Annotated in this window: 5 protein-coding genes; 2 read left to right on the top strand and 3 right to left on the bottom strand. The window is 70.4% G+C overall.

The features are described from left to right. Positions 1-4: 4 nt before the first annotated feature. The 3 genes from CV1CTNOD_RS16325 to CV1CTNOD_RS16335 all read right to left on the bottom strand — a co-directional run bounded on the left by CV1CTNOD_RS16325 (position 5) and on the right by CV1CTNOD_RS16335 (position 2788). Positions 5-1000 (bottom strand): hypothetical protein, encoded by a 996-nt coding sequence (locus CV1CTNOD_RS16325; protein ID WP_131786917.1) that lies wholly within the window; start codon positions 998-1000, stop codon positions 5-7. A gap of 263 nt (positions 1001-1263) precedes the next feature. Next, positions 1264-2172, bottom strand: coding sequence for an RluA family pseudouridine synthase (locus CV1CTNOD_RS16330; protein WP_242606755.1), 909 nt, complete (start codon positions 2170-2172; stop codon positions 1264-1266). 46 nt (positions 2173-2218) lie between these two features. Then, the gene (locus CV1CTNOD_RS16335) at positions 2219-2788 is read right to left on the bottom strand and encodes a signal peptidase II (protein ID WP_241251666.1); all 570 of its coding nucleotides are present in this window, start codon (positions 2786-2788) and stop codon (positions 2219-2221) included. 682 nt (positions 2789-3470) lie between these two features. Here CV1CTNOD_RS16335 and CV1CTNOD_RS16340 point away from each other — a divergent pair. Further along, positions 3471-4178, top strand: a complete 708-nt coding sequence (locus CV1CTNOD_RS16340; RefSeq protein ID WP_165485560.1) for an HNH endonuclease — start codon at positions 3471-3473, stop codon at positions 4176-4178. Positions 4179-4695: 517 nt separating this feature from the next. Continuing rightward, positions 4696-6349: isoleucine--tRNA ligase (locus CV1CTNOD_RS16345; RefSeq protein WP_347402947.1), on the top strand; the 1654-nt coding region annotated here is incomplete at its 3' end.

Genomic DNA, 6349 nt, shown 5'->3' on the forward strand with positions numbered 1-6349 from the left:
CCGTTCACCGCTGTTCGGGTCGCAGGGGCACGAACACGGCCGACGGACCGGACACGCCCGGTGGCGCGACGTCCACCAACCGAACCGACCCCGTGTCAGCGAGGGTGAGAAGTTGCCGCGCCGCAGCGACCACGACCGCTCCGTACAGGCAGGCGCAGGAATCTCCCAGCGCCGCTGCCTCGTCCGCGGCAAGCGCCCGGGCGCCCGCGTCACCGGCAGCACCGGCGGCGGCGGCCCGCGCGGCAGCGACGTCGGCGGCGCGCGCGAAGGCGGTCCGGACGTCGGCGAGCGGGTCGCGGACGTCCGCGGACAGCGCCGTGCCATCGGGGGGAACCCGGAAGAACACGCGCACGGTCCGCAGGTCCTGGAGCAGTCCGAAGGCCTGTTCCGGCGTCCGGTACCCCGGAAAAGCGACGATCGCATAGGTGTCAGGCTGCTCGGACGCCTGCGCCGAGGCGGTCAGCCGCATCCTCGCCGCCTTCAGGTAGCCCTCGACCGTCTCCTGCGGTGGCGGGCCCACCAGGACAGCGTCCGCGGGCATCTCCTCGACCGGAACAGGGACGGCAACCGGACCGGAGACCACGGCCGGGGCAACGGCGGTGACGGCGGTGACGGCGGCAGCATCAACGGCAGCGGCGCCCGCCGTCGTGCTCGCCGGCCCGGCGGCCGGATCCGCATGCTCCCCCATGGCAGGCAACGCCAGCTGTGTGCGACCGACCTGCCCGAGATCGCGTCCGCCGGCCGGCCCTCGCGCCAGTGCGGCGATCGCGCTCACCCCGATCACCGAGACCGCACCCAGCACCATCACCCGCATGCTCCGTTCGACGACGAGGGAGCAGCCAAGGCCCCGGCGGGCCACGGTAGTCTCCACGACCGGGTCACGCTTATCACCGTACGGCACCATCCCGTCACCGTGCGACCTGGCAAGCCCATCGCTGAAACCACTGCCACCGCTGGCCGTATCGCTCGTCCGCGCGCCCAGCGTGGCTCGCATGCTCAAGGCTGTAGTCCGAATGCCCAGAACCCGAGCAGCGAGTGTGTCCAGTACTCGACCCGCGACCGGCAGCCCACGTTCGTCCAGGCGATCCAATGTGACGAGCACACCCCGCACAAACCCGGCGACAGCCCGTCCCGTCCGGAGCTTCTCAGTACGGCCTCTGGCCCCGATCCGGCCTCTGGCCCCGATCCAGCCCTTGGCGAGCTGGATTTTGGCACGCTGGCGCTTCAGGGCCTGGAACGTGACCGCCGGGCGACCGGTAACGGTCACGACTGCCGCCGGAGAACGGCCACCGCCTCCGCCAGATCAGGTGGATCAGGGCTGGTGAACGTCACCCACCGGCCGTCCCCGGGATGGGCGAAGGACAGTTGGGCGGCATGCAGCCACTGCCGGGTCAGCCCGAGCCTGCCGGCGAGGACAGGATCAGCGCCGTAGGCGAGATCACCGACGCAGGGATGCCGCAACGCCGACATGTGCACGCGGATCTGATGGGTCCGCCCGGTCTCCAGCCGTACCGACAGCAACGACGCGGCCCGGAACGCCTCTTCGGTGTCATAGTGCGTGATGCTGGGTTTTCCGTCCGCGACCACGGCGAACAGGCCGGACTTGCGCGGATGACGATCGATCGGCGCGTCCACCGTGCCGCTGGACGGATCAGGATGCCCCTGCACCAGAGCACGGTAGATCTTTTCGACCTCACGGTCCCGAAAAGCCCGCTTCAACACGGTGTAGGCGTGCTCACTTTTCGCGACAACCATGATGCCCGTCGTACCGACGTCGAGGCGGTGGACGACACCCTGGCGTTCCGCGGCACCGCTGGTCGCGACACGGTAACCCGCGGCGGCAAGCCCGCCGATCACGGTCGGACCGGTGAAGCCGGGCGCGGGGTGCGCGGCCACCCCGACCGGCTTGCTCACGACCACGATGTCGTCATCGTCGTGGATCACCTGCAGGCCGGGTACCGGATCAGCCTCCACCCGCACCGGATTCGGCGGTGGCGGCAGTTCGACGTCGAGCCACACCCCGCCACTGACCCGGTCGGACCGACCGCGTACGGTTCCGTCCACGCTGGCATGGCCAGCGTCGACAAGCTGGGCCGCGGCCGTCCGGGACAACCCGAACATCCGCGCGATCACCGCGTCCAGGCGCAGGCCGTCGAGCCCATCGGGGACCACGAGAGCACGCCTGTCCCCTATTCTGGTCACCTTGCCGGTCCCACTACTACCTGTCACGGTCGCCGGCACCCGCCGCCTGCTGCCCGTCGGGACCCCGCCGCCCCTCGGAACCCTCCGGCCCGTCCAGGTCGTCCCGCTGCCCGTCCAGACCGACACCGCGGGCTCCCAGGATGACCGCGAGAACCCCGCCGATCACGATTGCCGAGTCCGCGATGTTGAAGACCGGCCAGTGGTGCAGGTGGATCCAGTCCACCACGTGCCCGCGCAGCGGAGCCGGCGCGCGGAAGATCCGATCGGTGAGGTTGCCCAGGGCTCCACCGAGCAGCAGCCCGAGCACAACCGCCCACGGCAGCGACTTCAACGTCCGGGCGGTTCGCGCGATGACCACGACAACCACCAGGGCGACGATGCTGAACAGCACGGTCGCACCGCCGGCAAGGCTGAATGCGGCCCCCGGGTTGCGGGTCAGCCGAAGGTCGAGCAGGCCGGGAACCAGGTCGACCGGGGCCCGGTTCGACAGATGCGCCACAGCGACGATCTTCGTGACCACATCGATGGTGACGACCGCAAGGCCGGCACCGGCCAGCGTGGCCACCGCACGTGGCGATCGACGCACCGGCTGTGGTTCACCTCTGTTGGTGCGGCTCCTGTTGATGCGGTTCCCCTCGTGGGCCGGCGAAGCATCGGGGTCCGGAGCACCCGGATCATCCAGGCCCGGGACGGGTCCCCCGCTTTCCGCCCCGGCAGTCACATCCCCACCGGTCCCGCCCGTGGACGACGTCTCCCACACCCGACACACTCTACGGCCAGAACACACCACGACCGTCGGCCCCCGGCCACGCTCCGCCTGCCGGAAGTCATGCCCGACCCGCCAACGGCCATCCCCGCCCCGTCAGAAGACCTTCACGACAAGGCGGATTTCACTCTTGGTTTCCACACCCTCACGGTCGGGCCGAAGTTAACAAGACGGCCGTTCCCGCAAAGATGGCTGACGGCAAGGTTGTTGCCATGCCCTCATGATCGGGCTGGGGTTGGCGAGCGGAGGCGACAGCGTACACGTCTCGATCTTTACCGAGGGCATACCGCTGCGACCCGGCCCTCACCAGAATCCTCGACCACGCCCTGCACTCGGAAGGCGTGGGTGGAAACCATCGCCATCGCAGCGGTTTCCACCCACTGGCCCGGGGAGCCAGGCCTCCGGCTGCGCGGAAAGAGCATGATCGCGCAGCCTCCGGCTCTCTGCTCCAGGACATAATCGCTGCCACGGTTGGGGACAAAGGGGGATCGGGTTGAGCATCGTGGCGGATATTCCGGGCGTCCTGTGGGGTGCCGTCGCAGCCGCGGCGGACCTGTGGCGGCACCTGGCGTCCGGGCAACTGCTGGGCTGGGTCGGGGTGGTCCCGGCCGTCGGCGTGGCGCTCGGCCTCGCCGGGCATGTGGACCGGCGGATCGAGCGGGGACGGTTCTACCTCACCCGCAGGCTGAACGGCTACCGCAGACACGGCGACTACGTGGGCGGCCACGAGTGGAAGGCCCGGCGGAGGCGATGGCTCGCCGAGACCGGCAAGCGTCCGTGCCACATCTGTGGGAAGCCGTGGCGGGACGGACCCTCGGGCGTCGGTTACCACGTGCATCATGTCGACTACTTCCGGGCCGGTTCGGGTAACGAGTCCGACCGCGACCTGGTCCCCATCTGTCACCGCTGCCACACCCGCGTCCACAAGGTCGACCGTTACCTCGGACCGTTCGGCACCCGCGCGCTGGGACTGTCGCTGCGGCGCTGCACCGGTATTGTCCGCGCTGTCCACTGGCCGGTCCGGATGCTGCGGGGCGGCTCCGAAACCGTGCCCGTGCCCGCGGCACGCCGCCGACCGCGGCGACGCCCGGTGAGCCGTCGGCGTGCCGCTGCCGGGACGCCGCCGGCGCGGGGCACGGTCCGCCGCAGCCGTCCCGTGCCGGACGACGTCGAGCACCAAGATCGTCCGATGGGCGCCGGCAGATCCTGAACCGGCCCGGCAGGGGCCCGCCGGATGCTCCGCCTCATCCATTACGCTTGTTACAGCGGACGGCGTTGACGGGACGAGTAGCGGCGGGCGCAGCCAGGGACGACCGGTTGAGACGGCGTCCAGCGAGCCGGGGACGGTGCAAGCCCGGCGGCCAGCGCGCTGTGAAGATCACCCCCGAGCCGCCGGGAGAACAGGGCCGGTGCGCCCCCAGTAGATCCGGTACCGCAGGCGAAGAGTGGTCGCCCAGGCCGCCGCACACCGGCGTCCTGGGAGGCAAGGAGGGTGGTACCGCGGTACCACCGCGCCCCGGTGAACGCCGGGTACCGCGGGGTGTCGTCCCTCCGTTGGAGCTCGAACCCGACGGAGACCTGCCATGCCGACCCAGCCGACCCAGTCCGCCCACCCGGCTCAGCCAGCTCAGCCCGCCCAGCCAGCTCAGCCCGCCCGGCAGGCTCAGTCTGCACCGGTGTTCCCACCGCTGCCGACCCAGGTCGATCTGCCCGCTGCCGAACGCGAGATGCTCGCGCGCTGGAAGGATCTGAAGGTCTTCCAGCGTTCCCTGGACGCGACCGCGAACGGGCCGCGGTGGGTCTTCTACGAGGGTCCCCCGACCGCCAACGGCAGGCCGGGCGCCCATCACGTCGAGGCGCGCGTCTTCAAGGACCTCTTCCCCCGCTTCCGCACGATGCGGGGCTTTCATGTCCCGCGCCGCGCCGGCTGGGACTGCCACGGCCTGCCCGTCGAGCTCGCCGTAGAAAAGGAACTGGGTTTCACCAGCAAGAGCGACATCGAGGACTTCGGCATCGCCGAGTTCAATGCCCGCTGCCGCGAGTCGGTGCTGCGTCACGTCGCCGACTTCTCCCGGATGACCGAGCGCATGGGCTACTGGTGCGACCTGGACAACGCCTACCGCACCATGGACACCCCCTACATCGAGAGCGTCTGGTGGTCCCTCAAGCAGATCTTCGACAAGGGGCTGCTCGTCGAGGACCACCGGGTCACCCCATACTGCCCGCGTGACGAAACACCCCTGTCCGACCACGAGGTCTCTCAGGGATACGCGGACGTGGTCGATCCGTCGGTGTACGTCCGGTTCCCGGTGACCTCCGGTCCGCTTGCCGAGGCGGGCGTGAACCTGCTGGTCTGGACGACCACCCCGTGGACGCTGGTGTCCAACACCGCGGTCGCGGTGCATCCCGACGTCACCTACGCGGTCGCCCGGACGGCCGGTGGGGGGCGCGAGGGCGAGTTGGTGCTGGTGGCCGAGCCGCTGCTCGCCTCCGCGGTGGGGCCGGACGCCGAGGTCGTCCAGACGATGCGAGGTTCGCAACTGGCGGGCGTGACCTACGCCCGCCCGTTCGAGCTGCTGCCGGCGGAGGACTTCGCCACCCCGGCCACCGGCCCGGCCGCAGCTGCCCGCCCGGCCACGGCAACAACCGCAACCACGGCAACGGCAACGGCAACGGCAACGGCAACGGCAACGGTCGCGCACTCGGTGGTCCTTGCCGACTATGTCACCACAACCGACGGCACCGGCCTGGTCCACCAGTCCCCAGCCTTCGGCGCCGAGGACCTCGCCGTCGCCCGCGTGTACGGGCTGCCCGTGGTCAACCCGGTGGGCCGCGACGGCCGGTTCACCGCCGATCTCCCGCTGGTCGGCGGGGTCTTCTTCAAGGACGCCAACGCGGCCCTCATCGACGACCTGCGCTCCCGCGGGGTGCTGTGGCGGGCCGAGGACTACGCCCACAGCTACCCGCACTGCTGGCGCTGCCACACACCGCTGATCTACTATCCGCTGCCGTCCTGGTACATCCGGACGACCGCGATCGCCGGCCGGCTGCTGGAGGAGAACGAGCGCACCGACTGGCACCCGAAACGGATCAAGAACGGTCGTTACGGAGAGTGGCTACGAGGCAATGTCGATTGGGCGCTGTCACGCAACCGCTACTGGGGCACGCCGCTGCCCATCTGGCGCTGCACCGCCGACCCGACCCATCTGACCTGCGTCGGGTCACTGCTGGAGCTGTCCTCCCTGGCCGGGCGTGACCTGTCCGCGCTCGACCCCCACCGGCCGTTCGTCGACGAGGTCACGATCGCCTGCCTGACCTGCTCGGCGGTGGCGCGCCGCGTCCCCGACGTGATCGACGTCTGGTACGACAGCGGCGCGATGC

Source organism: Protofrankia symbiont of Coriaria ruscifolia (genome assembly GCF_900634745.1).
In the GTDB taxonomy this organism is placed as follows: Bacteria; Actinomycetota; Actinomycetes; order Frankiales; family Frankiaceae; genus Protofrankia; species Protofrankia californiensis.